21 protein-coding genes and 1 pseudogene are annotated in these 26369 nt (G+C 73.9%); 6 read left to right on the plus strand and 16 right to left on the minus strand.

What is annotated here, in order from left to right; translation table 11 throughout:
* Positions 1–95: 95 nt before the first annotated feature.
* The 7 genes and pseudogenes from ACWEF6_RS38280 to ACWEF6_RS38310 form a co-directional block, all read right to left on the minus strand.
* Positions 96–1670, minus strand: a complete 1575-nt coding sequence (locus ACWEF6_RS38280) for an RICIN domain-containing protein (protein ID WP_449687422.1) — start codon at positions 1668–1670, stop codon at positions 96–98.
* A 199-nt stretch (positions 1671–1869) separates the two neighbouring features.
* On the minus strand, positions 1870–2319 hold the full coding sequence (locus ACWEF6_RS38285; RefSeq protein ID WP_449687441.1) for a MarR family winged helix-turn-helix transcriptional regulator: 450 nt from the start codon (positions 2317–2319) through the stop codon (positions 1870–1872).
* Between the two features lie 77 nt (positions 2320–2396).
* A complete protein-coding gene (locus ACWEF6_RS38290) occupies positions 2397–3176 on the minus strand; it encodes a response regulator transcription factor (RefSeq protein ID WP_449687442.1) in 780 nt (259 codons plus the stop codon).
* A gap of 1519 nt (positions 3177–4695) precedes the next feature.
* A pseudogene (locus ACWEF6_RS38295) lies at positions 4696–4962 on the minus strand (hypothetical protein); the annotation flags it as partial.
* 107 nt (positions 4963–5069) lie between these two features.
* The gene (locus tag ACWEF6_RS38300; protein ID WP_449687423.1) at positions 5070–6299 is read right to left on the minus strand and encodes a hypothetical protein; all 1230 of its coding nucleotides are present in this window, start codon (positions 6297–6299) and stop codon (positions 5070–5072) included.
* A 131-nt stretch (positions 6300–6430) separates the two neighbouring features.
* Entirely contained in the window at positions 6431–7225 is a 795-nt protein-coding gene (locus tag ACWEF6_RS38305) for an SDR family NAD(P)-dependent oxidoreductase (protein ID WP_449687424.1), read from the minus strand.
* Positions 7226–7228: 3 nt separating this feature from the next.
* Complete coding sequence (locus ACWEF6_RS38310; RefSeq protein ID WP_449687425.1) at positions 7229–8023, minus strand: alpha/beta hydrolase; 795 nt, start codon at positions 8021–8023, stop codon at positions 7229–7231.
* Positions 8024–8130: 107 nt separating this feature from the next.
* Here ACWEF6_RS38310 and ACWEF6_RS38315 point away from each other — a divergent pair, with 107 nt between their 5' ends.
* Complete coding sequence (locus ACWEF6_RS38315) at positions 8131–9096, plus strand: LysR family transcriptional regulator (protein WP_449687426.1); 966 nt, start codon at positions 8131–8133, stop codon at positions 9094–9096.
* Between the two features lie 16 nt (positions 9097–9112).
* Here the strand turns inward: ACWEF6_RS38315 and ACWEF6_RS38320 are convergent, their stop codons facing one another.
* Complete coding sequence (locus ACWEF6_RS38320; protein ID WP_449687427.1) at positions 9113–9925, minus strand: hypothetical protein; 813 nt, start codon at positions 9923–9925, stop codon at positions 9113–9115.
* Positions 9926–10084: 159 nt separating this feature from the next.
* A complete protein-coding gene (locus tag ACWEF6_RS38325; RefSeq protein ID WP_449687428.1) occupies positions 10085–12775 on the minus strand; it encodes a BTAD domain-containing putative transcriptional regulator in 2691 nt (896 codons plus the stop codon).
* Between the two features lie 313 nt (positions 12776–13088).
* Between ACWEF6_RS38325 and ACWEF6_RS38330 the strand changes: the two genes are divergently transcribed.
* Genes ACWEF6_RS38330 through ACWEF6_RS38345 form a run of 4 tightly spaced genes read left to right on the plus strand, consistent with a single transcriptional unit; the run spans position 13089 to position 17974 of the window.
* Entirely contained in the window at positions 13089–13778 is a 690-nt protein-coding gene (locus ACWEF6_RS38330; RefSeq protein WP_449687429.1) for a response regulator transcription factor, read from the plus strand.
* Positions 13775–15247, plus strand: a complete 1473-nt coding sequence (locus ACWEF6_RS38335; RefSeq protein ID WP_449687430.1) for an ATP-binding protein — start codon at positions 13775–13777, stop codon at positions 15245–15247. Before ACWEF6_RS38330 ends, ACWEF6_RS38335 begins: the two co-directional genes overlap by 4 nt.
* A gap of 55 nt (positions 15248–15302) precedes the next feature.
* Positions 15303–15989, plus strand: coding sequence for a DUF998 domain-containing protein (locus ACWEF6_RS38340; RefSeq protein WP_449687431.1), 687 nt, complete (start codon positions 15303–15305; stop codon positions 15987–15989).
* The gene (locus ACWEF6_RS38345) at positions 15983–17974 is read left to right on the plus strand and encodes a glycosyltransferase (protein ID WP_449687432.1); all 1992 of its coding nucleotides are present in this window, start codon (positions 15983–15985) and stop codon (positions 17972–17974) included. Before ACWEF6_RS38340 ends, ACWEF6_RS38345 begins: the two co-directional genes overlap by 7 nt.
* Positions 17975–18070: 96 nt before the next feature.
* Here ACWEF6_RS38345 and ACWEF6_RS38350 read toward each other — a convergent pair whose 3' ends face one another.
* From ACWEF6_RS38350 to ACWEF6_RS38380, 7 genes are read right to left on the minus strand one after another with little or no spacing between them, the layout of a single operon-like run.
* A complete protein-coding gene (locus ACWEF6_RS38350) occupies positions 18071–18961 on the minus strand; it encodes an NAD-dependent epimerase/dehydratase family protein (protein WP_449687433.1) in 891 nt (296 codons plus the stop codon).
* On the minus strand, positions 18958–20493 hold the full coding sequence (locus ACWEF6_RS38355) for a class I adenylate-forming enzyme family protein (protein ID WP_449687434.1): 1536 nt from the start codon (positions 20491–20493) through the stop codon (positions 18958–18960). Before ACWEF6_RS38355 ends, ACWEF6_RS38350 begins: the two co-directional genes overlap by 4 nt.
* The gene (locus tag ACWEF6_RS38360) at positions 20490–21671 is read right to left on the minus strand and encodes a cytochrome P450 (protein WP_449687435.1); all 1182 of its coding nucleotides are present in this window, start codon (positions 21669–21671) and stop codon (positions 20490–20492) included. Before ACWEF6_RS38360 ends, ACWEF6_RS38355 begins: the two co-directional genes overlap by 4 nt.
* Complete coding sequence (locus ACWEF6_RS38365) at positions 21668–22423, minus strand: glycosyltransferase family 2 protein (protein ID WP_449687436.1); 756 nt, start codon at positions 22421–22423, stop codon at positions 21668–21670. The genes ACWEF6_RS38360 and ACWEF6_RS38365 overlap by 4 nt, the downstream gene beginning before the upstream one ends.
* Positions 22420–23430 (minus strand): 3-oxoacyl-ACP synthase III family protein, encoded by a 1011-nt coding sequence (locus ACWEF6_RS38370; protein WP_449687437.1) that lies wholly within the window; start codon positions 23428–23430, stop codon positions 22420–22422. Before ACWEF6_RS38370 ends, ACWEF6_RS38365 begins: the two co-directional genes overlap by 4 nt.
* 13 nt (positions 23431–23443) lie before the next feature.
* Positions 23444–24676, minus strand: a complete 1233-nt coding sequence (locus ACWEF6_RS38375; RefSeq protein WP_449687438.1) for a beta-ketoacyl-[acyl-carrier-protein] synthase family protein — start codon at positions 24674–24676, stop codon at positions 23444–23446.
* Complete coding sequence (locus tag ACWEF6_RS38380; protein ID WP_449687439.1) at positions 24673–24930, minus strand: phosphopantetheine-binding protein; 258 nt, start codon at positions 24928–24930, stop codon at positions 24673–24675. Before ACWEF6_RS38380 ends, ACWEF6_RS38375 begins: the two co-directional genes overlap by 4 nt.
* A gap of 153 nt (positions 24931–25083) precedes the next feature.
* Here ACWEF6_RS38380 and ACWEF6_RS38385 point away from each other — a divergent pair, with 153 nt between their 5' ends.
* Positions 25084–26280, plus strand: coding sequence for a PucR family transcriptional regulator (locus ACWEF6_RS38385; protein WP_449687440.1), 1197 nt, complete (start codon positions 25084–25086; stop codon positions 26278–26280).
* The last annotated feature ends 89 nt before the right edge of the window (positions 26281–26369 follow it).

Raw genomic sequence — 26369 nt, forward strand, 5'->3', positions numbered from 1 at the left:
CGAAGATGCGCCGCGTGTTCTCGACGATCGGTTCCTCGTCGAGGATCCGGGTGCCCATGTAGACCTGCACGCCCATCAGCCGCAGGTGCGGGTGCTTACGGCGTCTTCGGGAACGGGAGGATGTCCCACACCCGGTCACCGGACTGCGGCGTGCAGTCGTACTGCGCGGCGGTGACGTCGTTGCCGACGCTCGCCACCCCGGCACACCGGCCGGTCGCCCGGTTCTTCAGCTGGACGTGCCCGTCCGCCGCGACGACGTCCCACAGCTGGTCGGTGAACTGCGGCAGGCACTCGTACTGGAGCAGCGGCTGCCCGTTCACGTTGCCGGCGCCGTGCACGATCAGGCACTTCTTCGTGTAGTGGTTGCGCACCAGCACCCCGCCCGCCGGCTGCGGGTCGATCTCCCACGCCTGGTCCTGGAACTGGGGCAGGCAGTCGTACTGGACCGCGGGCGCGTCGTTGACGTTGTCCGCGCCACGGACGATCAGGCAGCGGCCCGAGGCGCGGTTGACGACCTGCACCGGGTCCGGCACCGGGGCCATCTCCCAGACCTGGTCGGAGTACTGCGGGAAGCACTCGTACTGGGCCGCGGGAGCCCCGTTGACGTTGTTGGCGCCGAACACGACCGCGCAGCCACCGGTCGCCCGGTTCTTGAGCTGGACGCCGCCGTCGACCGGGACGATGTCCCACAGCTGGTCGGAGTACTGCGGCAGGCACTCGTACTGCTGCAGCGGCGTCCCGTTGCCACTGCCGGTGGCGTGGACGATCAGGCACCTCTTGGTGAACTGGTTGCGCAGCAGCACCCCGCCGGCGGCCTGCGGCTCGATGTCCCACGCCTGGTCGGCGTAGGCGGCCGGGCAGTCGAACTGGAACGCCGGCGCGTCGTCGACGTTGTTCGCGCCCTGGACGGCCAGGCAGCGCTGGGAGTAGTGGTTGACGAACCGGACCGACTTCGGCGTGACCTGGTCGGAGATCCAGCCCGCGAGGTCGTCGGTGCGGGCCGCGACCGCGCCCTGCCGGGTCTCGGTCACCGTGAGGCAGCCGTGCTGCCACGACCGGCTCAGGACGCCCGCGAGCTCGAGCCCGCCGTCGGTGCCCGTGCGCAGCAGCGGGCCGCCGGCGTCGCCGAGGCACGGGTCCTGGCCCGCCGGGCTGGTCACCGCGACCGTCGTCGGCGTGGTGGTGCCGAGGGTGAACGACGCGGTCGTCGCCCGGTTCGGCACCCATTCGGTCGCCGTGCGGCCGTAGCCGGTGATCCGGACGGTCTCGGCGGCGGGCGGCCGGCTGCCGACCCGCAGCGGGGTGACGCCGGCCACCGGGTGGGTCAGCTTCGCCAGCGCCACGTCCCGGTCGGCGCGGGCGACCACTGTGGACACCCGGTGGGCGACGGCGGTGCGCAGGTCGGGTTGCCCGGCGTACACGGTGGTCGGCTTCGCCGGCGCGGCCGGCTGCGCGGTGGCGCCGGGGAAGCAGGCCGCCGCCGTGACGATCCACTGTGGAGCGATCAGGGCGCCGGAGCAGGCCCCGGTGTCCGTCGTGATCTTGACGGCGAACCGGTCGGCCCCGTCGGCGACCGGCTGCCCGCCGGCGAGGGCGCCGGCCGACGACGGGACGAGCACCGCCCCGGCACAGACGACGGCGGCGACGAATGGAACACGAGATCTTCGCATGGGGTTCCCCCTGGTGGTGATGCGGAACTGCGGACGACGGCGGCGCGTGGCGGCGGTGGCGCCCGCGCCCGGCCGTCCGGGGCGGCGGACCCCACGGCAGGTCGAACTCCCAGCACTCCTGCGTCCCCCTCGCGCGCGGCAGCCCGGCTGGGGTCACGCTAGCCAAGATCGTCCGGCAAGACCACCCTCTTCCGGCGAATCAGGCGGAGGGTTCCCCGAAGGCCTTCAGCAGGAGCCGGTGCAGGGTCTCCCGCTCGCCGGGACTCAGCCGGCCGAGCAGCTCGCCGGTGACCGCGGTGGAGACCTCTCCGACCTTGCCGACGGTGGCCTGACCGGGCTCGGTGAGGGTCAGCACGTGCCGGCGCCGGTCCTCGGTGTCGCGCTCGCGGGACACCCAGCCGGCGGCCTCCAGCCGGTCGAGCACCTTGACGAGGTCACTGCGGTCGAAGCCGAGCCGGTCGGCGACCCGCTGCTGCGAGAGTGGCCCGGCCTCGCCGATGCAGACGAGGACGTAGTAGTCCCGCAGGGCGACCCCGTGCCCGGCCAGCGCGGTGTCGATCCGGCCGGTCCCGCTGCGGTGCAGCTGCCCCATCACGTAGGTGGGCCAGCGCAGCAGGCCCCGAGGCCGCCCGGACGGCGAAGCGGACATGGCGGCGAGCATAGGGACGTCCGCGGGCCGGCACAATTGTGGGAAGTCCCCACGGTCGGGGCGCACGTCCGGCGACCTCAGCGATCCGGTTCCTGCGGGAACGACAACCCGGCGAGCCCGGACCGGTCGGTGATCCCGAGCTTCGGGTACAGCCGGTAGAGGTGGTTGCCGACCGTCCGCACGGAGAGCACCAGCCGGTCGGCGATGTCCTGATTGGACAATCCGGCGGCGGCGAGCCGCGCGACTTCGCGTTCGCGGGCGGTCAGCTGCAGCCGGGTGATCTCCGCGACCAGCGGGGTCGTCGCCGTCTCGCAGCCACTCAGCGTCAGCATCGCCTGGGTGTGGAGCCGCCGGCCGGTCGCGGGGTCGCCCGCCGCGCGGAACGCCCGCGCCGCCTGGGCGCAGGCCTCGGCGGCGAGCAGGTCGGTGCCCAGGTCGGCGAACCGCTGCCCGACGTCGGCGAGTGCCGCGGGGTCCGGCCCGAGCATCGCGGCGGCGTGGTCGGCGAAGACGCGCGGGAACTCGCTTTCGGTGGCCGCGGCCAGCTCGTGCAGGCGCTCCGCGGCGCCGCCGGGGCGGCCGACGCGGGCGGCGTCGTGCAGGGCGAACGCTTCGAACACCGGCGCACCCTGGGCGCGGCAGAACCCGGCGACGGCCAGGGCCAGCTCGCCCGCGCGCCCGGTGTCGCCGGCCGCGGCCGCCACCCACGGCCGCGCCAGCTCGGTCCACGGCTGCAGGAGCCCTTCGGCGGGTGACCGGAGCTCGTCCGCCTGCGCCAGCGCTTCGGCGGCGGCCGCCGGATTCCCCGCGAGGGCCTCGGCGTGGGCCGCCTCCCCGATCACGTGCGCCCGGAACATCGCCGACACCTGCTTGGCGGCGAGGGCGCGGCCCTCCCGGGCCCAGCTCGCCGCGGTGCGGACCCGGCCGCGCAGGCGCGACCTGCGCCAGGGCGCCGCACGAGAGGATGAGCGGGAAGTCCCACTGCGTGTCGACCGCGTGCGCGTAGAACTGCTCGGCGCGCGTCCCCGCCTCGTCCAGCCGCCCGGCGAACAGGTCGGCGTAGCACCGGTACAACGCCCGCGACTCCTGGACCCACGGGATCTGCGCGCACAGCGCCAGCTCGTCCTCCAGGTCGTCGAGCCGCTGCGCGGCCTCGGCCGAGCGACCGAGCTGGACCAGGGCCATGCCCTCGGACAGCAGCCGCTGCGCGCCGACCCGCGGGCTGAGGTCCGGCCGGGCGGCGAGGCGCGTGGTCGCCTCCAGCGACTTCCGCGGCTGCCCCGAGAGCAGGTCGAACACGCAGTGCAGGAAGTCGATCTCGTCCTGCCACGCCCGGTCGCCGAGCACCGCCCGGGTTTCCCGCAGCACCTCGTGCGCGGCGTCGATCCGGTGCAGGCCCCAGAAGAGGTTGTACGCCCGGCCGATCACCCAGTCGCCGCGCTGGCCGTCGGACATCGGCGCCCCGGCCGCCTGCGCCATCACGTCCTCGGCCTCGGCAGGCCGCCCGGTGAGGAAGAGGATCCGCCACAGCACCTCGCCCCCGGCGACGTCCGCTCCCGCGTCGAGGGCCGCGCGAGACAGCCGTTCCGCGAGGGGGAGTTCGAGCGCGGCGAACGCTTGGCGGGCCGCGGCGGTGAGCACGTCCGGCTCGATCGGCAGGGACGCGTCCAGCCGCCAGATCGCGATCCGGATCCAGTCGTCGCGCCGCCGGGCTCCGGTGGCGGCGACCGCGTCGGCGAGCTTCTGCCGGACGACCCGGGCCCGCAGCGGCGGCAGCCGCGCGCGGATCACTTCGCTGTAGAGCGGGTGCCCGGCCCGCACGTCGACGCGCCGCCCGTCCTGCCGGGTCCACAGCAGGTTCTTCGACTCCGCCGCCAGCACGGCCCGCTGGCTGGTCAGCCCGACGAGGATGTCGGCACCGACGGGTTCGCCGTAGGCGACGAGCTCGAGGACTTCCTGCTCGTCCGGTTCCAGCCTGCCGATCCGCTCGGCGATGACCTCGGCGAGCCGGGGCACCACCACCCACGGACCTGTCCACTGCCACACGCCGGCGATCTCGGTGAGCGCGCCGCGTTCGCGGCCGGCGTTCACCAGTTCGCGCAGCAGCAGCATGTTGCCGCGGGTGTGCTCGAACATCCGCCGGCTGGTCACGCCGTCGACCGGGCCGTCGAGCACCGCGGCCAGCACCTCGCGGACGTCTTCGTGCGTCATGGCCCGGATTTCCAGCCGCGCGGCCCGGTCCTCCGTCCACAGGGCGGTGATCGCCGGCGGGACGCGTTCCCCGGCCCGGACGGTCACCAGCACGAACACCCGCCCCGCCTGGGCGAGCTGGTGGACCAGTGCGGCGGAGAGCTCGTCGAGCAGGTGCGCGTCGTCGATCCCGAGCACCAGCCGGCGGGCGCCCGCCCGGCTGGTCAGCGCGTCCGCAATCCGGCGGAGCAGTTCCGCCGGGCTGACGCTCTCCGGCACGGACGGCAGGCCCTGGGCGAGCGCTCCGAACGGGATCGACGTCATGGCCGCCGTCGCCGGAAACCACAGTCCCAGCGTCCGGCGGGGGTCGACGGCGCCGACCGCTTCGTAGGCCAGCCGCGTTTTTCCCACTCCCGCGTCGCCGACGAGAACGACGCCGTCCCGTTCCCGCATCGCGGTTTCGATCTGCCGGAGCTCGGCACTTCTGCCGACGAACGGCCACGGGCTGCTCACGACCCGCCAGCATAGCGAATCCGGGAATCGCGTTCGCGGTCAATCGGCTACGGGGTGACCGTGAATATCGTCCTGGCCCATTGGCCGCCGTCCCGGCATTGCCCGGTGACGTAATGGTCGCCCGTGCCCGCGGGAACGGTGACGGTCGCGGTGAACGTGCCGTCCGCCCGGATCGGCACCGCGGTTCCGATCGCCGCGCCGTCCCAGAGCACGTTGACGCTCCGGTCGCCGTAATCGGGGCAACCGCCGTACTGCGTGCCGTGCACCTGCACGGAACTGCCCGCGCGGCCGCGGGCCGGCGTGGTCGTCACCTGCAGCGGCGGGGTGACGGTGAACGTGCTCCGGGACCACTCGCCGCCGTCGACGCACCGGCCGTAGAGGTAGTGCGCGCCGGGGCCGGCGGACTCCGGAACGGTGAACCGCACGGCGAACCGGCCGTCCGGCCCGGCGGTTACGGTGTTCCCGGTGCCGTACCCGTCCCAGAGCACGTCGACCTTGCGGGTGCCCTCGGCCGGGCAGGCGGTGTAGCCGGTGCCGGAGAAGTTGACCGACGTCCCCGGCAGGCCCTTCGCCAGGTCCGTGGTCGTCGCGAGCCGCGGTTGCGCCGTCGTGGCACCGGTTTTCGGCGTGGTGGTGCCCGGAACCTGACCGGTCGGCACCTGGCCACCGGTCAGCGGAGGACGCGTGCCGCCGCCCGGTGCCGGGTTGCCCCCGTCGTCACCGGTGCCGGGTGCCGGGAGGACGGGCAGGTCTTGGGTGGGCAGGACCGGGACGGAACTCGGTGCCTGCGGGACGGTCGACGTGATCGACGTGACGCCGTCCGATTTCGGCTGCGTGGCCACGGTGCCGCTGTCGTCGTGCGGGGCCAGCAGGAACACCGTTCCCCCGCAGCTGAGGGTGATGCTCAGGAACACCAGCGACAGTTTCTTGTTCCGGGAGACGACCTTCTTGATCCGGGTGAACCAGGATCGCGTCACCACGGTGCCGTTGCCGTTCAGCACGACGGCGTCCCCGTCACGGGCCTGCGCCTTCTGGTCGACATCCTGCGGCCGGTATTCGCGCAGCAACTCGGCGAGGCTCCGCGCGAATCCGGCGTCCGCGCCGGCCCGGGCCGCCAGTTCCGCGGTGAGCGTTTCTTCGCCGCCCGGATCTTTCGCGGCGGTTTCGGCGACACCGCCGAGGTGCTCTTTCACCAGATCCACCAGCCGCTGCTGGGTGTCCGTGAGCACGTCCATCGATTCCACGCCCTCGATGAACAGGCGTGCGACTTCTCCCACCTGTGATTTTTTCAGCACGGTTCCCTCGACCCCTCTCGTCCGTACGCCCCATTGTCGGCACACCACGGAGATCACTTGAGGGATCGGCATTACTCAACTCGATCCGGACCCTACTCAATTCGGATCCGGATTCAGTGAATTTCCGTCGCATAGCCCCCGTCGATGGCGAATGTCGCGCCGGTGATGTTGCCCGCCACCCGGCCACCGGCCAGGAAGGCGACCAGGTTCGCCACCTCCGCGGGCCGGGTGAAGCGGCCGGTGACCGCGTGGGCCGCTGCTTCGTCCGCGACCGCGTCCGGGCTCGCGCCCGTCGTCGCCGCCAGGGTTTCCGCCACGCCGCCCGTGCCGAGCCACAGGTCCGTCGCGACCGGGCCCGGGTTGATCGCGTTCGCGCGGATGCCGCGGGGGCCGAACTCCTTCGACAGCGACTTCGTGAAGTTGACCAGCGCCGCTTTCGCCGCGCTGTAGTCGATCACGCCCGGGTCGGGCAGGACCGCGTTGACCGAGGCGACCGTGACGATGCTCCCCCGGCCCGCCGTGACCATCGTCGGCAGCACCGCCCGGGTGGCCCGGACCGCGCTCAGCAGGTTCAGCGTCACCGAGCGCGTCCAGTCTTCGTCGGTCACCAGCAGGAAGCCGTTCGGCCGGGGCGCGACCGCGCCGACGTTGTTGACCAGGACGTCGATGCGGCCGAACTCGGCCACCGCCAGCTCGGCCAGCCGGCCCGGGCCGTCCGCGGTGCCGAGGTCGACCGCGAGCGCGTGCGCCTTCCCCGCCTCGACGAGGGCCTCCAGGCCCGGCCCCGGGACGCGCGCGCCCGCCACGACGTGCGCGCCTTCCGCGACCAGGACTTCGGTGACGGCCAGGCCGATGCCGCGGCTGGCTCCGGTGACGACCGCGACCGCGCCGTCCAGTCCGAGGTCCACCGGCTAGACCCCCTGCTCGCGCAGCCAGGCCAGGACGGCGTCGGCGACTTCGCGCCAGCCGCTGTCGATGGTCAGCGAGTGGCCGCGGCCCTCGAACTGCTTCAGCTCGGTGACGGCGGTGGAATCCCGGTACTGCTTGAACGTCGAGCGCGTGACGACGTCCGGGACCGTGTGGTCCGCCGTCCCGGAGATCAGCAGGAGCGGGCCGCGGTCCGCCCGGCCGGTGTCGACCGCGGCCTGGGAGTGCAGCACGAAGTTCGCGGCCGCCGCCTGGAACAGCGGCCGGGCCGGGGACGGGATCGTCCAGCGCCGGTACAGCTCCGCCGATTCGGCGTCGCTCAGGGCGTTGCCGAAGCCGAACCGGAACTCCTTCTCGGTCAGCGACACCGTGCGGTGGAGGTTCGCCGGGTTCCCCAGCGCCGGCAGGCCCGCCCGCAGCTGCGCCAGCGGGAGCGGCAGGACGCCCTTGATCTGCGCGGGATCGATGGCGACGCCGGCCAGGCCGATCCCCTGGCCCAGCAGCTTCTCGGTGATCAGGCCGCCGAAGGAGTGCCCGATGACGACCGGCGGCCGGTCGAGGCCGGCGATGATCGCCGCGTAGTGCTCGGTGGCCTCGTCGATGCTGGTGTCCGCGACGGCTTCGGGGTTCGCCCGCGCCAGCTCGACGGTTTCGGGCTCATGCGGCCAGCCCGGCGCCACGGGCGCGTACCCGGCCGCCCGGAAGTGGTCGATCCACGGGGTCCACGAGGTGGCGTGCAGCCACAGCCCGTGGATGAACACGACGGGGGTGCCGGCCATCGGATCCTCCAGTTCTTCGAAAGCACTGTCCCCAGCCAACCCGACCGGTGGCGCCGACGTCCAAGACCTGTTGCGCCCGGATCGATAGCCGTGGTGGCATCGTCGGCGTGGACCTCGACCTCCGGCTGGTGCGGTACTTCGTCACCGTCGCCGACGAACTGCACTTCGGCCGCGCGGCGGCGAAGCTCTTCATCAGCCAGCCGGCGCTGTCGAAGCAGATCCGTAAGCTCGAAGCCGACGTCGGCGGCGCCCTGCTGGTCCGCGACAGCCGCCACGTGGCCCTCACTCCGCGCGGCGACCGGTTCCTGCACCTGGCCCGGCAGCTGCTGGCGACCGCCGACCTGATGCTGCGCGAGCCCGCCCCGCACCACGTGCGGATCGCCCACATCTTCGAGCTGGACACGAGCCGGCGGGTCGCGGACGCGTTCCACACCGCCCACCCCGGCATCCGGCTCGTGCAGAGCCAGATGGACAGCGCCCGCCAGCTCACCGCGCTGCTCGAGGACCAGCTGGACGTCGCGATCATCCGCGTCACGAGCGCGCTGAAGGCGGCGAACCCGGCGGGCTGGCAGCACGAGCTGCTGCGGCTGGAGCCGTTCCGCCTGGTCGGCCGCCCGGGCGACCCGCGCCGCCCGGCGGTGTCGGTGCACGAACGTCCGATCGAGGTTTTCGCCGACGCACCGGGCACGGCGCTGTACAACGTGCACGGCCGGTACCTGAGTTCTCTGGAGCAGCACACGGGCCTGACCTTGCGCTGGCTGGGCAACCCGGGCACGTTCGACACGTGCCACGCCGCCCTCACCCGGGCACGGGACAGCGCTTACCTGCTCGAGTTCGACAGCTACGCCCGGCGGTACGCCGAGCTCGGGATCCCGGTGTACCGGCCGCAGGAGCTGGAGCCGGTGTACCCGTGGTCGCTGGCGTGGCGGGATGGCGAGCCGCCGGAGAGCGTCCGGGCGTTCCTGGACGTGGCACGGGAGATGGCCGCGCGGCAACACTGGCTGCACCCCGAACGCGCGGACGGCGTGCCGCTGTGGGCGCCGCCGGAGGACCTCGCCGTCGCCGCGGGGTGACGGCGCCGGGCCGTGCTCACCCCAGCCAGATCCGCAGGATCGCCGTCAGCACCGCCAGGATGGCACCACTGACGACCGCGCTCCTGACGAACGCCCGCAGTTGCATCAGCAAGGCCGCGCGCGGTGATGTGGTGCGGTACTTCGCGGCCGGCGCGAATTGCGCGTGCGGAAGAGGCAGGTTGTCCGCGACGGCGGCGACCAGCTCGACCAGGTGCGCAGCCACGATCGGGCGCCGCCGCCGATCGGCCGGGTTCTCTGCGAACCAGAGCAGCAATTCGCCGACCGTTTCGCCGGCTGTCGCAGGCCGGCCGGCGCACCGCGCAGTGTCCCGCGTGATCGCCCATGCCACCCGTGCAACGCGCCGCCGTCGGCGCACGGCGAGACTACGCAACATCAGCACTCGTTCAGCCGACTCCGTGCCGCCGCCGTCGGACGAGTCGGCCCCCAGCTCCAGCAGGAGTTCCGTGCATCGGAAGGCCGACGCCAGGAGCCGGCGTCGCGGCCCGAAACGCCAAGCAGCCAGCAGCAGCCCCACCGCCACCACCAACACCGCGAGATCGACGACGGAGACGATCGGGTCACCCGGGAAGCCACCCAGCGGCAATCTGGCCCGGACAGCGGGTTCCAACAAAGCGTACATCGAGAAATACATGACGGTCATCACGAGAAGAACGTAGAGAATCAGCCAGGCCGTATTCTCTTTGACGGCATCCGACATCCTTTCGACATGACGCGGCGCGAGGCCGCACGCCGCCAGGTAGCGTTCCTCCCGGAACAGACCGTCCTGACTACCCCGACTCACGACCGGCCACGTCCCGACCTCAAGCATCCGAAGGTTCGTCCACCGCACACCTACTGACTTGCCCGCGCCAGGCCCACACCGTAGCCGCCCAATGCATCGGGTGACAGTCCGGCGGCGGAAGATTGGGCGGGCCGCCGCGACGCGCGATACGGCAACCACACGAAGATCGATCTCTGCGAAACTGGCCTACTCGTCGGAGTTCACCGCCGCCAAGTGTTCCTGGACCCGCGCGTGGCGGAACTGGTAGACGCCTCCGGCCTGGCGCAGCACCCCGCGCCGGTGGGCGTCGTCGAGGAAGTGCATCAGGCGCCACGGGAGGCGGCCCGTGGCCGCGAGCCACACGTGGTGGACGAAGTAGTTGCCCCAGGCCCGGGTCACCAGCACCGCCAGCCCGATGCCCACGCCGAAGCACACGCCGACCACGAACGGGGCCACCGGGTTCGTCGCCGCCGGGAACACCTGGCCGCCCGCCAGGGCGCCCGCCACGCCGTAGCAGACCGCCGCCACGCCGCGGGCCATGAAGAAGCCGAACGACGCGCCCGCGATCCCGCCCGCGACGGCCAGCGCCAGGTCGTAGCGGCCGCCCAGCACCGGGAGGAACCGCGTCTGGGCGGTGAACGCGAACGCCATCCCGTCGAACAGCCCGAGGGACACCAGGAACGACACCGACAGCGCGATCGCGCCCGTCCGTTCGTTGCGCAGGATCGTCCGCGGGCTCGCCACGCGGCTGGCGTCGACCGGTTTCGCCAGCCACACGTGCACCGCGAACACCAGGCCGAACACCAGCGCCAGGAAGACGACCAGGCCGGCCGCCAGCGACCAGCCCAGGCCGAGCAGGACACCCACCGCGGCCCCGATCGCGAAGCGGCCGGCGAACTTCCCGGCCGCCCCGGCGAAGCGCAGTTCGGTGCGCAGCGGCTCCGGCGGACGGCCGAAGCGGTGCGTCAGATAGGCGGCGCCCCCGAAGGACAGGCCGTAGATCGCCGCGAGGACCGGGCCGTCGTCGACCCAGCCGGTGACGACGAAGAACAGCGCGATCAGCACGCCGATCAGGCCCGAGCGGGTGCCGACCGGCACCGCGCGGTACAGCTGCCACCACGCGAGGTCGCGGCTGCGCGCGCGTTCGAGGTGGCGGGCCAGGAACCCGAGCCAGCGGGTCGCCTGCTCGGCGGTGTAGCGCCCGGACGGGCTCGTCTTCGGGTTCCGGCCCGGCGGCTGCGGCACCTGCGCGTAGGCGTTGGGGACGAACGAGTCGAGGAGCTGTCCTTCGAGGACTCCGGCGTCTTCGGCGGCGAGCAGCTCCGCGGGATCGGCGGGCGGCCGGCCGTAGCCGATCCGCGCGAGGTCGACCATCAACGGCGTCCGCAGCACCCGGGCCAGTGCCGACTCCGGCTCGCGCCGCAGCCGGTCGGCGACCGGCTGCCAGCGGTCTTCGCCCTGCCGCGCCGTCAGGTAGGTGATCGCCTCCTGCCGGGCGACGGGTTCGAGCCGCACCACGGTCGCGGCGCTCAGCACCGCGCCGGATTCGCGGGTCGCCTGCTCGTACTCGGCCGAGCGGCAGGTCAGCACCAGCGAGCGTCCGGCGCCCACGGTCTGGTCGAGCGCGTCGAGCGCCGCGACGCGCAGGTCGGCCGGCATCTCGTCGAGGCCGTCGAGGACCGGGACGACGTGGCCGCCGAGGACGAGCCGGGTCGGGGCGTCGGTCCCGTACTCGCGGGTGGTGAGCAGCGCCGGGTGGTTCTCGGCGAGCCGGGCCGCCAGCCACCGGTCGAGGTGCTCGCGCCGCGGGTCCCACGAGGCCAGCGACAACAGGACGGGGACGGGCGCGTCCGGGGCGCGGGTGCGCAGCAGGTCCAGCGTCAGCATCAGGGCGAGCACGGACTTGCCGGAGCCGGGATCGCCGAGCACCACCAGCTGCCGCACGGGCAGCGCGGTGAACGTCGCCGCGATGTCGTCGAGATCGCCCCGCGGCTTCCCGGCGCGCGCGGCCGACGACCAGCGCAGCATGATCGGCTGCGGCCGGTGCAGCGAACGCAGCTCGGCTTCGGCGCGCCACTGCCACGTGACGGCTTCGGCCAGTTCGGTGACGGCCCGGTCGAACCGGTGCTGCGGCGGCACTTCCGGCTCGGGCTCCTCGGCGCTGGGCGCCGACTCGGCGAGGATCCGGTCGTGGAGCCGCCGCAGGTCGGGGTTCGGGTCGACGCCGAGTTCGTCGGCCAGCCGCCGGCGCAGGCCGTGGAACAGCGTCGAGGCTTCGGCGTAGCGGCCCTCTTTCGCGAGGGCGCGCATGAGGAGCAGGTGGGACAGTTCGCGTGTCGGGTGTTCGCCGCAGAACTCGGTCAGCTCGCGGACGACTTCGGCCGTTTCGCCGAGCCGCAGCCGCCATTCGGCGCAGAGTTCGACGGCTTCGGCGCGTTGTTCGTCGAGCAGCGCGGCCCGGCCGGCGAGCGTGGTGGTCCGCAGCCCGTCGAGCGCCGGGCCGCGCCACAGGGCGAGCGCGGTGCGGATTTCCTCGACGGCGTCGACGAGTTTGGCCTGCCCGGCGAGTCCCCGGGCGGCCGCGACGTGCCGGCGGAACCGGAGGGCGTCGAGGTCGTCGCCGTCGATCTGCAGGCGGTAGCCGGGGCCGTCGGTGACGATCGCCCCGCCGAGCTCGCCGAGCCGGCCCCGCAGCGCGGAAACGCAGTTGCGCACCTGCTTCACCGCGGTCGCCGGCGGCTCGTCCTCCCAGAGCGCGTCGATCATGCGTTCCACCGGGACGACGGCGCCGGCGTTGAGCAGCAGCACGGCGAGCGCGCGTTGCTGCCGCGGGCTCGCCAGGGTGATCCGGCTCCCGGACACCCGCACTTCCAGCGTCCCGAGGATCCGGAACCTCATCGCCACCCCCTGGTCATCGGACCGGCCGGTTTCGCCGAACGCGCAGGTGAAGCGGCGAATGCCGGCGCGAGGACGAAACGAGGACGGCGTCGGAAACCCTAGGGCCACGGCGAAAGAGGGGGAATGCCGGGGCGACCCGGTGGCGGGCGCGTCGTTGGGGGTCGCGCCCTCCGCCGGGACAGCCCGGCCGCTGCAGGCCCACCCGTGAAGGGCGCGTCGTCGGGGGCGTGCCCTCCACGGGGGCTCCCGGTTCTTAGCCGTTTCTTAAAACCCCGCCTGGCGACCGCTCCCGCCGCCTCGGAGAATCGGCAGGGTGCTGATCGTGATCGCCGACGACGAGGATGCCGTGTGCGACTCCCTGTCGCGCACCCTGCGCTTCGAGGGCTATGCCGTCGAGGTCGCCAAGGACGGGCAAGCCGCCCTCGACGTCATCCGGGAGCGCGAACCCGACGGCGTCATCCTCGACGTCACCATGCCCGTGCTCGACGGCCTGGAAACCTGCCGGCGGCTGCGGGCGGCCGGGAACCTCGTGCCCGTCCTCATGCTCACCGCGCGCGGGGACGTCACCGCGCGGGTCGCCGGCCTCGACGCCGGGGCCGACGACTACCTCGCCAAGCCCTTCTCCCTCCAGGAGCTGCTCGCCCGGGTGCGGGCCCTGCTGCGGCGCGCGCGGTACGAAGCCGTCCCCGAAGCCCCCGCCGATCTCCGCTTCGGGGACCTTGCGCTCAACCCGGCCACGCGGGAGGTCGTGCGCGCGGGCCGTCCGGTGCGGCTGACGCGCACCGAATTCGCCATCCTCGAGCTCTTCCTGCGCCACCCGCGGCAGGTGCTCACCCGGACCGTCCTGTTCGAGCACGTCTGGGGCTTCGACTTCGGCAACAGCTCCAACAGCCTCGACGTCTACCTCGGCTACCTGCGGAAGAAACTCGAAGCCGAGGGCGCCGCCCGGCTGCTGCACACCGTCCGCGGCGTGGGCTACGTCCTGCGCGAGGACCCCCTGTGAGGCTGCTGCGCGGCCTGGGACGGCGCAAGCTCACCCTGCGCGCGCGGGTCGCGATGCTCTCCACGCTCGGCGTCGCGTTCGCCGTGGTCGTCGTGTCGCTCGCGGGCTGGTGGCTGATGCACGGCCGGATGTACGACAACCTGGACCTCCGGATGCGCGCCGACACGGCCGAAGCGGTGCGGGCGGCGACACCGGAGGACGCGCTGCGCGCCCTGCACGGCGCCGACGAGCTGCCGGGCGACTGGTCGGACGACGACCTGCCGTCCGAAATCCGGCAGCTGCTCGTCGTCGCCGGCACACCGCCGCCCTTCGTCGTCCGGTTCCTCGACGACCGGGGGCAGCCGGTGGCGGCCACCGCGGGCGCCGAGTGGCTGGGACCGGTGACGTCCCCGGCCGCCCGCGTCGCGGCGCGCGGAAGCGGCCAGGACCTCGCCGGCGCCGGGCCCGAAGACGACGAGACGGTCTACCGCGTGAGCACCGTACCCCGGCCCGGCGGCGGCGCGGTGCAGGTCGCCAGCCGGGTCATCGGCATCGAAGGGACCCTCGACGACCTGCGCGTGCTGCTCACCTGGATCGGGCTCGCCGGCACCGCCCTCGCCGGCGTGGTCGGCTGGGGCGTCGCGCGGGCGGGCCTGGGCCCGGTCCACCGGCTCACCGGGGCCGTCGAGAAGGTGGCCGAGACGCAGGACCTGGACAGCTCGATCCCGGTCGCCGGCCACGACGAGATCGCCCGGCTCGCGACCGCGGTCAACCACCTCCTGACCGCGCTCGCGGCGTCGAAAGCCGCCCAGCAGCAGCTCGTCCAGGACGCCGGCCACGAGCTGCGGACCCCGCTGACCAGCCTGCGCACCAACGTCGAACTGCTCACGTACGCGGAGGAGCAACTCGCCTCCGGCCGGGTCCTCGCCCCCGACGACCGCGCCCGGCTGCTGCGGGACCTCGGGGTGCAGGCCGAAGAGCTGACCACGCTCACCACCGAGCTGGTCGAACTGGCCGCGGAGAACACCGACCCCGAGCCGTTCGGACCTCTGGACCTGGCCGACGTGGTCCACAGCGCCGTCATCCGGGCGCGGGCGCGTTGGCCGCAGGTCGTCTTCGCCGTCTCGACCGCCCCCGCGAGCATGACCGGCCAGCCGGGCGGGCTGTCCCGCGTGGTGCTGAACCTGCTCGACAACGCGGCCAAATGGAGTCCGCCGGGCGGGACCGTCCGGGTCAGCCTGTCCACTTCGGACGGCCATGCCGACCTGACAGTCACCGACGAAGGGCCGGGCATCGACGAAGAGGACCGGCCCAAGGTCTTCGAGCGCTTCTACCGTGCCACCGCGGCCCGGTCGATGCCGGGCTCGGGGCTCGGGTTGGCCATCGTGGCCCAGATCGTCGAAGCACACGCCGGCCGCGTCGTCGCCGGCGCGGCGCCCGGCGGCGGCGCCGAGATGCGCGTGCGGCTGAAGAGCGACCGCGTTTCTTAACCGGCCCAGCGGCGGCTCTTAAGGTTCTTTCATCCGCGGACCCGAACTTCGAATCGTGTCCTCCGTCGAAACGATCCGTCCCGCGCCGTCCGCGGCAGCGGGATCGCGCCAGGCCCGGGTCTGGGCCACCGCCGCCATCGCGTGCTTCGGCTTGTCCGTGGCCACCACCCTGTTCCTGCACGTCACCCAACCCGTCGATCCCGTCCGGCAGGTGATCAGCGACTACGCCCTCTCCCCCGCCGCCGCCGGATTCGGGGTCGGCGTGCTCGCCCTGGCCGCCGGGACCGGGTTCCTGCTGGTCGGCCTCGGCAAGGCCGGGCTGCCCGTGTCCCGGCCCGTCGTCGCGCTGGCCGGCTGCTGGGGTGGGGGGCTGACGCTCTGCGCCTTCTTCCCCACCATCCCCACCGGCGCGCCGATGACGCTCTCCGCCGAGATCCACCGCTTCGCGGGCCTGGTCCTGTTCGTCAGCCTGCCCGCCGCGGCCGGGCTGCTCGCCCGGGACGTCGCCGGCCACCCGGTGCACCACGCCCTCGCCGTCCGGCTGCGGCGGCACACCGACTGGGCGTGGGCCGCCCTCACGGTTTTCCTGCTCAGCCAGCTTCCGGTGCTGCTCGCGCCCTCGCGCGGCTTCGACGGCCCGCTGTTCCAAGGGCTCGCCGAACGGCTCGTCTTCGTCGTCTACCTCGTCCTGCTCGGCGAGCCGGCCCTCGCCGTCCTGCGTTCCGGGAGGAAATCGTGCTGACCCTCGCCATCGTTCTCGCCGCCGCCGGCGCGTGCTGCTTCGCCGGGACCGTCCACCTCCAGCACCGGGCCGTCCGCGGGGCGACCGCGGGCCCGGCGTTGCGGCTGTCCGGGGTCCGGGCCATCCTGCGCACCCCCGGCTGGTACGCCGGGATCGGGCTCGCCGGCCTCGGCGCCGCCTTGCACGTCCTCGCGCTCACCCTGGCCCCGCTCGCCGTCGTGCAGCCGATCGGCGTGCTCACCCTGGTGCTCACCGTCCTGCTGGCGCGCACCCCGCTCACCCGGACCGTGCTCGCCGCGCTGGCGATGAGCGTCGCCGGGCTCGCGGGGTTCGTCGCGCTCTCCGCCACGGCCGCGAACACCGCCCTGCCGGCCCCCGATCTCGGGACCGCCCAGTGGGCGCTGCCGGTCGCGGCCGGGCTGGCCGTGGCCGCCCGGTACACCCGCGGCCGGACGCGGTCCCTGTTGTCCGCGCTCGGCACGGCGGTGCTCTTCGGGTTCACCTCGGCGCTGATCCGGGCGGCGGCCGTCGCCCCGTTCTCCCTCCTCGTCATCGCCGAAGCCGTGGCGGCGACGCTCGCCGGGGCGTGGCTGCTGCACCAGGCCTACGCCAGCGGACCGGCGCCGATCGTGGCCGGCGCGACGACCATCGTCGACCCGCTGAGCGCCGTCCTCATCGGCGTTTTCGCCTACGGGGAACTGACTCCGGGCCAGCTCGCCGGCGTCGCCGTGCCCGGCTTGATCGCCGTGGGCGGACTCGTGCTCCTGACCCGCGAACTGCCGTCGCCCGCCGCGCCCGCACGCCAGGCGCGGCGCGAGGGGCCACTGCGCATCGCGATCACCGCGGACACCTACCCGCCCGACGTCAACGGGGCCGCCAACTTCGCCGCCCGCCTGGCGTCGGGACTGGCCGCCCGCGGGCACGACGTCCACGTCCTCTGCCCGGCGCCCACCAGCGAAGACTGCACCGAAACGGCGGCCGGGGTCACCGTCCACCGGCTCGGTTCGGTGCGCACGCCGTTCCACCCGACGTTCCGCGTCTGCCCGCCGTGGCGGACCGCGAAGGCCGTGCCGGCCCTGCTCGCCGGGATCGACCCCGACGTCGTGCACACCCAGGCGCACTTCCTGGTCGGCCGCAGCGCGGTCCGCGCCGCCACCGCGGCCGGCGTTCCCGTGGTGGCCACCAACCACTTCATGCCGGAGAACCTGCTCGGTTACGGCCCGCTGCCGCGCTGGACGCACCGACCGCTCATCCGGCTGGCGTGGCGCGACCTCGCCCGGGTCTTCGGCCGCGCCACCGTCTGCACCACCCCGACGCCGCGCGCGGCCCAGCTGCTCGAACGGAACGGCCTGCACCGGCCCGTCCTGGCCATCTCCTGCGGGATCGACCGCGCGCACTACGCCGGCCCGCCCGACGAGCCCGCCGAGGCGCCGAACGTGCTCTTCGTCGGCCGGCTGGACGCGGAAAAGAACGTCCACGAGCTCCTGGAGGCGGCCGTCTCCCTGCCCGCGGACGTCCGGGTCGAGCTCGTCGGCGACGGCAGCGAACGCGGCCGGCTCGAGGCGCTCGCGGAGCGGCTGGGCCTCGCGGACCGGGTGACCTTCCACGGCTTCGTCCCGGACGGGGACCTGGTCCGGGCCTACCGGCGGTGCACCGTCTTCTGCATGCCGGGCACCGCCGAACTCCAGAGCCTCGTCACCATGGAGGCGATGGCCGCGGGCAAACCGGTGGTGGCCGCGGACGCGATGGCGCTGCCCCACCTCGTCCGGCCCGGCCGCAACGGCTGGCTCTACCCGCCCGGCGACGTCGCGGCGCTGGCCGGGCGGCTCACCGCAGTGCTGACCGACGCGCCGGCCCGGACGGCGATGGGCCGGGCGAGCCTCGCGCTGATCGCCGCGCACGACCTGGATTCCACATTGGACACCTTCGAAGGGGTCTACCTCGACGTCGCCGTCCGCCCGGCGGCCGTCGCGCTGCGGGGCTGAGCACGGCAAAAATGCCGGTGCCGGCGCGCCGGGCGTGGGGCACAGTGACAGGTCCGTGGTGGGTGTGGCGGAACCCCAGCGCCACACCCACCACGCCTACCGGAACACCGTCGGTGACGGCTCGTAGCCGAGCCGGTCGATCGCCGCGGAGATGTCCAGGGACCGCTCCACCGCGAACTGGCTGATCACGTACCGGTTCAGCCGTCCACCCGGGAACAGGCGGGCGAACGGGGCGAGCAGGCAGGCCGGCACGTACGCCGGCCGCACCCGCACGCCCGCCGAGGCCAGCAGGCCGCGCAGGGCCCAGTCGATCGGCACCGGCGCGCTGTCGGCGATGTTGAACACGCTCGGCCACGCCGGTGCGGCCGTCGCGGCGAGCAGGCAGGCACGGGCCAGATTGTCCACATTGGTCATGCTGACCAGCACCTTCCCGTTGCCCGGCACCAGCAACCGGCCGCACCGCACGTTCTCCAGCAGCCGCGGGAGCAGGGTGGTGTCCCCGGGGCCGTAGACGGCGTGCGGCCGCAGGACGACCGCGTCGCGGCCGATGGCCAGCACGAGCTGTTCGGCCGCGGCCTTGGCGGCTGCGTAGGCGTTCAGGTAGCGGTCCACCGGAGCTTCGTGCTCCTTGGCGCGCACGGTCGGCCGGAACGGGTCGTACACGCTCGCGCTGCTGACGTGGACGATGCGGCAGTCCGGGAAGGACGCCAGCACGTGGTGGGTGCCGAGCAGGTTCGTCCGCCACACCTCGTGGGCCACGCCGGTGTCGGTCGCCGAGGCCGCGCAGTGCACCACCGCGTCGACGCCCGGCGGGTCGGCGAGCTTGGCCGTCCCGATGTCCCACGAACGGTACGCGGCCCCGCCGAGCCGGCCGGGGTCCGCCGCGGCGCGCCGGCCGAAGGCCGTCACCTGCCAGCCCGCCGCCGCGGCCGCCCGGCACACCGCACCGCCGACGAACCCGGTCGCGCCGGTCACCGCGAGCCTCACGGCCGGCTCGCGGTCATCAGCTCGCGCAGGCGGCCGCGGTCGAGCTTGCGGGACCGGCCCGAGCGGGGCAGCTCCGGCAGGACGACGATCCGGTCGGGCACGGCTTCGGCGTCGATCAGGTCCGGCAGCTGCCTGCGGAGCCGCCGGACGAGCCGGGCCGGGTCCACCGCCGGGTCGGCCACGACCGCGAGCACCACGCTCTCGTCCTCGGTCACCGGGTCGGGCGTCCCGACCATCGCCGCTTCCCGGACGCCGGCCAGCAGCGCGATCGACGGCTCGTAGAGCCCGGGGTAGATGTTGTACGAACCGCGGATGAGCATGTCCTTCTTGCGGCCGGTCAGGACGATCCGGCCGGCGTCGTCGAGGCGGGCCAGGTCGCCGGTGGCCAGCTCGGTCCGCGGCGGCGCCCCCAGGTAGCCGAGGCAGGCGTTGGGCGCGGACACGAGCAGTTCGCCGTCGGCGGCGATCCGGGCGGTCACCCCGGGCGACGGCGGGCCGAGCAGGTCTCCCGGGAGGCCCTGCTCGAGGTGGGCCAGCTTGTCCTCCGCGCGGGCGGCCGCGATCGGGATCGCTTCGGTCATCGCGTAGATCGAGAGCACCTGCCCGCCGGGGACCGCCGCCAGCGCCTGCCGCAGCACGGCGGGTGCCGCGGGAGCGGACCCCATCACCAGGTGGCGGACGTGCGCGGGCCACCGCGGGAGGACGCCGAACACCTCGGCCAGGTGCACCGGCACGCCGTAGGCGTGGGTCACCCGGCGGTCAGCGAGGTCGCGGGCGAACCGCTCGGGCGGCGCGGACGGCTTCGGCAGTGAGAGCCGGGCGCCGCCCAGCAGCGCCGGCAGGCCGGCCACGATGCCGTCGGCGTGCATCACGTCCCCGGGCGCGAACGGCAGGTGCCCGCCCAGCATGGTCACGGCCGCGGTGAGCGACCGCAGCGAATGCACGACCCCCTTCGGCTGCTCGGTGGTGCCCGAGGTGAACACGATCAACGCGGGCGCGTCGGGGTCGCGTTCCGGTGCCGCGGCCGGTGGGCGGCCGAGGAGGCTTTTCAGCGGCAGCGCGGATTTCGGGACGCCCGGCAGCCGGCGGCCGAGGTGGACGTGCCGGATGCCGGGGTCGCCGATCGGCTGCCGCAGGTCCGGCACCGGCCACCCGCGGCGGCGGCAGAAGGACCGGGCCGGGCCCACGACGCTGGTCGTGTAGAACAGCGACTCCGCGACCAGCCAGCGCGGGCGGTAGGCGCGCAACCGTGCGGACACCAGCGCCGGGCCGACGGCGGTGTCGGCCGGGATGAGCACCGCACCGGCCCGCAGCGCGCCGAGGAACAGGCCGATCGCCCGAGCCGAGTTGCGGACGGCGAACAGCACCCCGTCGCCGGGCTCGAGGCCCTCGGCCCGGAGTCCGGTGCCGACTTCGACGGCGAGTCGGCGCAGTTCGCCGAACGTCGTCGTGCGGCCGTCGGGGTCGATGACCGCCACCTCGCCGGGCCGCTCCTCGGCGACGTCCAGGAACCGGGTCACGAAATCGTTCATGCGCAGCTGACCTCCAGACGCCGATAGGCGGGGAACAGCACCCCGGGTGCGGCCCGGCGGGCGGTGATCCGCAGCGGCCCCGCCGCGGCCACGGTGCCGAGGATGGCGTGGATCTCGGCCATCGCCAGCGGATAGCCGAGGCAGAAGTGCGGCCCCGCCCCGAACCACAGCCGTCGCAGCTCCGGCGGGTGCGCGCGGGCCAGGTCGAACCGGCCGTGGGCCCGGGCGCAGTTGAGAGTCGACAAAACGACCCGGTCGCCGGCGTGGACGGCGACCCCGCCGATCCGGCCGGCGCGGACGGCGTTGCGCAGGATGATCGGCGCGGGCGTGATCAGCCGGGCCGTCTCGTGGATCGCGGCTTCCAGCGGCCCCGCATCACCCTCGCGGTAGGCCTCGGCGACCGCGGCCAGCTCGCCCTGGTCGTGGAGCAGGGCCACCATCCGGGGCAGCAGGCTGGTGATCGTCTCCGTGCCCGCGATCAGGAACGCGGACGCGAGCCCCCGCGCCTCGGCCTCGGTCAGCCCGAAGCTGCGCATCCGGCCGACCGCCGTGGTCTCGTCCCCCGCGGCCCACGCGAGCGACGTGGCGGCGCCGATGTCCGCCACGATCGCCCGCGCCCGGGCGATCTGCCGGTCGTTCAGGCGGAGCTTGCCCAGCTTGACCAGGCCGATGATCGCGGTAGCCTGGCCGGTCATCCGCAGGTACGCCGCCTCGCGCTCGGCCGGGGAGCCGGTCACGGTGAACCCGACCAGCGCGCTGGTCACCGCCCCGGCGACGATCTTCGTCGTCCGGACGACGTCCACCGGACGGCCGCCGCGCAGGGCCTCGGCCGCGCGGGCCAGCGGCTCGGTGCACGCCGCGTCGATCAGCCGGCGGACGTAGGCCGGGGTGAAGAACTCGGCGAGCTTGCGCCGCATGGCCCGGTGCTCGGGGCCGTCCATGTTGACCAGCATCGACGGGCCGAAGACCGGGGTCCACAGGTCCGCCTCGGTGCCGCCGCCGCTGCGGAAACTGTCGGTGTCGGTCAGCACCTCCCGGGCCGCCGAGGCCTCGTTCACGACGACCCCGAGGCCGGGCACCCGGACCGCGGGACCGAGCCGGCCGAGGACGCGGACCACCGGGTACACCAGCGGGTGCGCCGCCAGCTGCACCCGCAGCTCGTGCGCGCCCGCCCTCATCGGACGTCCACCGTTTCGCCGCGGTAGCCGTGGCTGGTGTACCAGGCGAAGGTGTTGCGGATGCCCCACGCCTTGGTCCGCCGCTGCGACCAGTACACGACCATGTCCCGCCGCCGCCCGTAGGCACGGGTGACGCACCGGACGCGGTTCACCAGCGTGCGATCTTCGTGGTCGTCCTCGATGCACGTCCGGGGATAGCCGCCGCACCGCTCGTACAGGCGCGCGGTGATGGCCGTGTTGCCGCCCGCGCAGAGCAGGTACGGCCCGAGGTACGCCGGCCCGCGGTTGGCCAGGCGGAACCGGGCGCAGTACCCGCCGAACGCCACCAGGAACGCCAGCACGGCCCGCTCGGTGCGGGGCACGGCGAAGTCGTCGGTGCGCGCCTTGAACCGGCCCCCGATCAGTTCCAGCCCGGCCGCGAAGCCCCGCAGGACGGCTTCGGTCCACTGTGGAGCGACGAGGCAGTCGGCGTCGGTCCGCGCCAGGTGCGTGGCCCCGTTCGCGATGGCCTGGCGCATGCCGGTGTCGCAGGCCGCGCCGGTGCCCTTCTGCGGCTCGCCGATCACCCGGACGTCCATCTCGGGGTGGGCGGCGGCGAAGGCGCGGACGACGTCGGCGGTGGCGTCCGTGCTCGCGTTGTCCACGACGAGCACGGTGAAGTCGCGGAAACGCTGGGCGGCGAGCGACCGCAGCGGCCCTTCGATCCACTTTTCCTCGTTGTACGCGGGGATGATCACCCAGAGGCGCGTCATGACGTCAGCTCCGCGAAGACCGTGCCGACGCTGACCCCGCCGGCCAGCCCGATGAACGCGACCTTGTCACCGGGACCGCAGCGGCCCGCTTCCCGGGCCAGGCTCAGCTGCAGCGGCAGGCTGCACGAAGCGACGTTGCCGTGGTCGGTGATCGTCACGACGAGCTTGTCCTCCGGTACCCCGCTGCACTCGAGGAACACCCGCAGGTGCGGCACCCCGACCTGGTGGACGCAGAAGAGCGCGAAGTCGTCCCGGCTCAGGCCGGTGCGGGCCAGTGCCGCGTCCAGCTGCGGCCGGATCCCCCGCACGACGGACTCCATCAGCGTGCGGCCGTCACCCCGCATGTACCCGTCGGTGGCGAGGTCGCGGGAGTTCGCGCCGCCGTGCCCCGGGATCGAGGCGACGTGCCAGGCCGAGGAGTCCGCCGAGAACTCGCGGTGGAAGATGCCGGGCACCGGCGAGGCCTCCAGCAGCATCGCGGCCCCGGCGTCGGACAGGGTGTAGCCGGCGAGGGAGTCGACGAACTGAGCGCGGTCCGCGACCGGCCACCGGACCACCCGCGAGCCGGTCTCGCCGGTGCAGACCAGGACCCGGCGGTACTGCCCGCTCCGGATCAGCGCCTCCGCGACCTGCATCCCGTTGAGGAAGCTGTTGCAGGCGTTCTTGACGTCGAACACCGGGCAGGTCGCCCCGAGCTTGGCCGCCACGACGTGCGCGGTGGCCGGTTCGACGAGGTCCTGGGAGGCGGACGCGAACACGAGCAGATCCACCTCGTGCGCCCCGAGCCCGGCGCCGGACAGCAGTTTCGCGGCCGCGGCCACGGCGAGATCGGAGGCGAGTTCACCCCGGGCGGCCCGGTGCCGGGTCCTGATCCCGCTGAGCTTGCCGATCGCGCCCGGCCGGGGGGTGAAACCGTGGCTCTCGCGGGCGATGCGCTCCTCGATCTCGCGGTCGCCGACCAGAGCCGGGGGCAGGTGGGCGGCGACGCCGCCGATCGCCACGTGCATGGCACTGTCCTTTCTAGACACCGGCGAACGCCAGCGTCACGTTGTGGCCGCCGAAGCCGAACGAGTTGCTGATCGCCGCGGTCAGCGTGACGCGGCGGGGCTCGCCGGCCACGACGTCGAGGCCGATCCGGACGTCGGGCGTCTCGAGGTTCGCCGTCGGCGGGACCAGGCCGTCCCGGACCGACAGCACGGTCGCGATCGCCTCCACCGCGCCGGAGCCGCCGAGCAGGTGCCCCAGCGCGCCCTTCGGCGCGGTGACCACCGGGCCGTCGCCGAGGACCCGCCGGATCGTGACGCTCTCGGTCAGGTCGCCCAGCGGCGTCGCCGTCGCGTGCGCGTTCACGTGGCCGACGTCCCCGGCCGCGAGGCCCGCCCGGCGCAGCGCGGTGGTCATGGCGGCGCACTGCCCGGCGCCGTCCGGGTCCGGGGCGGTGATGTGGTGGGCGTCGTTGCTCATGCCCACGCCCGCGAGCCGGCCGTACGCCCTCGCGCCGCGCGCCGCGGCGAAGTCCGCGCGCTCCAGCACGACGATGCCGGCGCCCTCCCCCAGCACGAAGCCGTCCCGGCCTGCGTCGAACGGGCGGGACGCGGCTTCCGGACTGGCGTTGCGGGTGCTCATCGAACGCGCCCGGGTGAACCCCGCCATGATCGCCGGCGTGATGCAGGCGTCCGTGCCGCCCGCCACCACCACGTCGGCCTCCCCCGCCACGATCATCCGCCACGCCCAGGCGATCGCCTCGGCCCCGGACGCGCAGGCCGACATCGGGGCGTGCACCCCGGCCCGCGCCTTCAGCGCGAGCCCGACCAGCGCGGCCGGGCCGTTGGGCATGACCATCGGGATCAGCTGCGGTGACACCGCGCGCAGCCCCCGGTCCCGCAGGGCGTCGTGCTGGGCGACCAGCGTCGTCGCGCCGCCGATGCCGGTGCCGATCACGACGCCGCAGCGCAGGGGGTCCACCGTGTCGCCGGCCAGCTCCGCGTCCCGGCACGCCTGCCGCGCGGCGATCACGGCCAGCTGTTCGGCCCGGTCCATCCGCTTGAGCTCCACGTACGCCAGTTCGCCGTCGGGTTCGGCGGCCAGCCGCGCGGCGATGCGCACCGGGAAGTCCCGCGCCCATGCGGTGTCCAGAGTGGACGTTCCGGTGCGGCCGTCGAGCAGGCCGCGCCAGGTGGCGGGCACGTCCCCGCCCAGCGGGGTGGTCGCGCCGACGCCGGTGACCACGACCTCGACGTCCGGGCTGTTCACGCCGCCGCGCGCAGGTAGGCGGCGACGTCGCCGAAGGTCTGCAAGGAGGGGAGGTTCTCCTCGGGGATGATCAGGCCGTAGCTGAGTTCGATCTCGTCGGTCAGCTCGACCATGGCCAGCGAGTCGATGTCCAGCTCGTCGCGCAGCGACAGGCCGGTCAGCGGGCGTTCGGCGGACAGCGTCACCGGGTCGGTGCCGGACACCTTCGCGATCAGCTGGGCCAGGGTGCGCTCGATGTCGTCGGAAGGGCTCATCGCTTACCTCTCACGGTGGATTCGGGGCTACGGCGAGAGGCTGGCAACGGCCGCTGACCGACAGCTGACGGCCGGCCCCGGATCCGGCCCGGCTGTGCGCCGTGCACAAGCAGTTCGCGGCACCGGCCCAGCCCGCGGCGCTATGGTCGGCGGATGCCGGGGCATCCGCACGCGTCCAGGAGGGTCATCCGCGAGGTGGCCGCCGTCGTCCTCACCGAGCTGCCGTCGTTCGCCGACCGGCTGACCGAGCGGGGCGCGGTCGAGGAGAAGACGTTCTACGCGCGCGGCGACTGGGTCGCGCCCGCGGACATGCGGCAGTCGTTCATGGACAACGCCCGCAGCGCGCTGGTCCTGATGACCGAGGGGTTCGAAACGCGGGCCGGCTGGATCGCGGCGCCGCTGGCCACCGGCCGCCGCCGCGCCGAACAGGGCGTGCCCCTGGAAGCGGTGCTGCACCTGTTCCGGCTGGGCACCGAGCTGCTGTGGGAGATGCTGCTGGCCGTGGCCCGCCGCCGGTCACCGGCCGAGCTGACCGAGTTCGTCGACAGCGTGATGGTGCTGTGGCAGGCGACCGACCGCGTCTCGACGGCGATGGTCGAGGGGTACCGGTCGCGGGAGACCCAGCTGCGGACCCGGGCGAACCGGCGCCGGGAAGGGCTGGTCCGGGTGCTCGTCGAAGGCCGCGGCGCCGACCCCGCCGTCGCCGCGGACGCCGAGGCCGAGCTGGGCCTGCCCGGGCACGGCCGGTACGTCGTGGTCCTGGTCGTCGGCGACCTGGCGGCCGAGGACGTGGTGCCGGTCCCCGAGCTGGCGGCGCTGGGGATCCGCGTGGTCGTGGCGCCCTACCGGGACCGGGTGGTGTGGCTGGCCGAGCTGGGCGGGAGCACCGCCGGTCGGCTGGCCGGGCTGCTGACGCCCCACCTGCACCACCGCGCGGGCCTGTCCGGCGAGGTCGACGGCCTCGCCGAGATCGGCATCGCCTACCGGCTGGCGGAAATCGCGCTGGACACCCAGCCGCCGGAGGTGCCGGGCCTGGCCGTGCTCGACGACCGGTTGCCCGAGGCGCTGGTGGCCGCCAGCCCGCGGCTGGCCCACCGGCTGGCGGCGAAAACCCTCGGCCGCGTCCTGGACCTCGAGGACGAGGAGCGCCGGGTCCTCCTGGAGACGCTGGAAGCGTGGTTCCGGGCGGACCGCTCCCCCAGCCGCGCCGGCGAACTGCTGTACTGCCACCGGAACACGGTGCTCAACCGGCTGCGCAAGATCGAGCAGCTCACCGGCGCTTCCCTGGAGGACGACCGCCACCAGCTGTGCTGCCGCCTCGCCCTGATGGCCCCCGCGGCCCGGTCGTGAGTGGTAAGGCGGGTTAGAACCCGCCCGAGCCAACACCCGGCCGGGGGGCCGCGGGGGGGCGGGCGGGGTGAGAGACAAGAACGGCCACA

It is taken from the genome of Amycolatopsis sp. NPDC004772, assembly GCF_053601215.1.